Genomic DNA, 3,902 nt, shown 5'->3' with positions numbered 1-3,902 from the left:
ACACCAACCACCCATCCCCACACCTCACCGCCACCCTCAACCGCAAACAACCCGAAGTCCACGCCTTCACCACCGCCCTGGCACGACTCCACACCGCTGGGATGGACATCGACTGGACGCCCTGGTACCCCACCAGCCCGGCGCCGCGGCATGTCGCGTTGCCGACGTACGCCTTCCAGCATCAGCGGTTCTGGCTCGCCCCGCCCGATGCCCGTATCAGCGGCGGCGCCGGTGTGGGAGCGGATCCGGCCGAGGGGCAGCTGTGGCATGCCATCGAAGAGCTGGACATCGACGCCCTCACCAGCACGCTCCAGCTGGACCAGGACAGCCCCGGCATCGATGCGCTGCTGCCCGCGCTCCCCGTTCTGTCGGCCTGGCGGCGGCAGCATCGCGAGCAGACGGTCATCAACTCCTGGCGCTATCGAACCACCTGGCAGCAGCTGCCCGACTCCGCCACGGCTGCCCTGAGCGGCACCTGGCTGGTGCTCGTCCCTGTCGGCCACGAAGACCACTCCGCGGTCCAGATCGTCGTCCAGGCCGTTCAAGCCCATGGCGCCGCCGCGTCCGTCCATGCGCTCCCTACGGAGGACTTACGTCGCGATGACCTCTCCGAGCAGCTGGCCCAGTGGGCCGAGGATGCCCCGGTCTCGGGTGTGCTCAGTCTGCTCGCTCTCAGCACGGCAGCCCACATCGGACACGCCGCCGTCCCCGTCGGGCTCATCGGCACCGTCACCCTGCTCCAAGCGCTCGGCGACACCGGCATCACCGCTCCCCTGTGGTGCGTCACGCAGGGCGCGGTCGCCACCAGTCGTACGGATCCGCTCCCCCACCCGAGCCAGTCCCAGGTCTGGGGGCTGGGCCGGGTCGCAGCCCTCGAACACCCGCAACGATGGGGTGGGCTGCTCGACTTGCCCACCACCGTGACCCACCACACCGCGGGTCGAGTGGCCGCCCTGCTGGTCCCCGGACAGCCCGAGGACCAGGTCGCGATCCGCACCACCGGCGCCTACGCCCGCCGCCTCAGCCACGCCGCTCCCGTGGCGTCCGCGCACCCCACGCCCTGGCGGCCGACCGGTACGACACTCATCACCGGTGGCACTGGCGGGCTCGGTGCCCACATCGCCCGCTGGCTCGCCCGCGAGGGCGCACCGCATCTCCACCTCATCAGCCGGTCCGGACCCGAAGCGCCCGGGGCCGACCAGCTCAGCGAAGAACTCAACGCCCTGGGTGCCTCGGTCACCATCTCCGCGTGCGACGTCTCGGACCGCGCCGCACTGCACCACCTCATCGACGGCACCCCCGCTGAACACCCGCTGACCGTCGTCATCCACACCGCCGGAACCATGGATCTCGGCCCGATCGCCGAGCTGGACCCCCAGCGGATGCAGTACGTGCTGCACTCCAAGGCGCTGGCCGCCACTCATCTGCATGAGATCACCCGGGACCTCGCTCTCGACGCCTTCGTGCTCTTCTCCTCGAACGCCGCGACCTGGGGCAGCGGACAGCAGGGCGCCTACGCCGCGGCGAACGGATACCTCGACGCCCTCGCCGAACACCGACGGGCCCAAGGGCTTCCCGCCACCAGCATCGCCTGGGGCCCGTGGAGCGAGGCGGGCATGGCCGCCGACGAGAACACGCTGTCCCACCTCAGGCGGCGTGGCCTCTCCCCGCTGACCACCGATCTCGCCATCAAGTCCCTGCACCACGCCCTGACACACGACGACACCACCGTCACGGTGGCCGATGTGGACTGGGAGAGGTTCGCCAGCGCCTTCACGGCGCAGCGCCCGAGCCCGTTCCTCACCCCCGTGATGGTGAGTGCCGTAAAGGACACCGTCCCCACCGCACCCGCCGCCGCGGCCACTCCGCTGCGGCAGCAGCTCGCCGCCGCCACGGCGGACCAACAGCGGCAGCTCCTGGTGCGCCATGTCCAGACCCTCGCCGCCGCCATCCTCGGCCATCCCGGTCTCGACGCGGTTCCGGCCGCGCAGCCGTTCCAGGAGCTCGGCTTCGACTCGCTCACCGCCGTCGAGCTGCGCAATCAGCTCGTCGCCACCACCGGTCTGGAACTCGCCCCCGCTCTCGTCTTCGACCATCCCACGCCGAATGCGCTCGCCACGTATCTGCACACCGAACTCACCGGTCAGAAGGTCCCTGTCGGCACCTATGCGTCGTCCTCCGTGGCCGCCGTCGACGAACCCGTCGCGATCATCGGCATGGCCTGCCGTTACCCCGGCGGGGTGCGCTCCCCGGAGGAGTTGTGGAAGCTGGTCGCCGAGGGCCGGGACGCCGTAGCGGCAATGCCCACCGACCGGCACTGGGACCTGGACACGCTCTTCGATCCCGATCCCGAACGTCTCGGAACCAGTTATGCGCGAGAGGGCGGGTTCCTGTACGACGCGGCCGCGTTTGACGCCGCCTTCTTCGGCATCAGCCCCCGCGAAGCACTCGCCATGGACCCCCAACAGCGGCTGTTCCTCGAAACCGCATGGGAGACCTTCGAAAGCGCCGGTCTCGACCGTGGCACCCTCAGTGGCAGCAACACCGGCGTCTTCGCGGGCGGCACCTATCAGGGCTATGGCGCGATCGGAAGTTCGTCGACCCAGGAGGTGGAGGGCTATCTCCTCGCGGGCGGCACCCCGAGTGTGATGTCGGGGCGCGTGGCGTACACCTTCGGTCTGGAGGGACCGGCGGTGACGGTGGACACGGCGTGTTCGTCGTCGCTCGTGGCGATGCATCTGGCGGCGCAGGCGCTACGGCAGGGCGAATGCACCCTCGCGCTGGCGGGCGGGGTCACCGTGATGGCCACCCCGACCACGTTCATCGAGTTCTCCCGGCAGCGCGGCCTGGCGGCGGACGGGCGCTGCAAGCCGTTCGCCTCGGCGGCCGATGGCACGGGCTGGGGCGAGGGAGCCGGACTGCTTCTGCTGGAACGGCTGTCGGACGCGCGTCGCAATGGCCACCGGGTGCTGGCGGTCATGCGCGGCTCGGCGGTCAACCAGGACGGCACCAGCAACGGCCTCACCGCCCCGAACGGGCCCTCCCAGCAACGCGTCATCGGCCAGGCGCTCGCCAACGCCCGTCTCTCGCCCGCCGAGGTCGATGTGGTGGAGGGGCACGGCACCGGGACGACGCTCGGCGACCCGATCGAGGCGCAGGCGCTGCTGGCCACGTACGGCCAGGAGCGACCGGAGGACCGGCCCCTGTGGCTCGGCTCCATCAAGTCCAACATCGGCCACACCCAGGCAGCCGCGGGCGTGGCCGGTGTGATCAAGATGGTGATGGCGATGCACCACGGGCTGCTCCCCGCCTCGCTGCACATCGACGCACCAACGCCCAACGTGGACTGGACGGCCGGTGAGGTACGGCTGCTCACCGAACCCGTCCCATGGCCGCAGGCCGAACGGCCACGCCGCGCGGGTGTGTCCTCCTTCGGCATCAGCGGCACCAACGCCCACGTAATCGTGGAGCAGGCCCCGCAGGACGCCGTGGAGGTCACTCCGCCATCGGTCGTTGAGGTGGGCGGGGTCCTGCCGTGGGTGGTGTCGGCACGGAGTACGGACGCGCTGCGCGGCCAGGCGGCTGCGCTGCTCGACCGGGTGACCGCCCCGGACAGGGACGTATCGCCGGTGGAGGTGGGCTGGTCACTGCTCAAGACCCGCTCGCTCTTCGACCACCGAGCCGTCGTGATCGGCGAAAGCCGCGAGGACCTGGCAGCGGGCTTGCGGGCGCTGGCGACCGGTGCGCCACACCCCGGAGTGACGTACGCCGAAGACACTCCAACCGCGCCAGGTCAGACGGTGTTTCTGTTCAGTGGTCAGGGCAGCCAGCGTCCCGGTATGGGGGCGGCTCTGTACGACCGGTTTCCGGTCTTCGCCGAAGCCTTCGACGAGGTCTGCGCC

The 3,902-nt window shown here is 70.5% G+C and carries 1 protein-coding gene; it reads left to right on the top strand.

The genetic code is table 11. The features are described 5' to 3' along the window. A partial coding sequence (locus ACH4TL_RS45715; RefSeq protein ID WP_398332091.1) for an SDR family NAD(P)-dependent oxidoreductase occupies positions 1-3,902 on the top strand: 3,902 nt, incomplete at both ends.

This window comes from Streptomyces sp. NPDC021115 (assembly GCF_044333065.1).
GTDB lineage: Bacteria > Actinomycetota > Actinomycetes > Streptomycetales > Streptomycetaceae > Streptomyces.
This window is presented reverse-complemented; position numbering and strand designations above follow the sequence as displayed.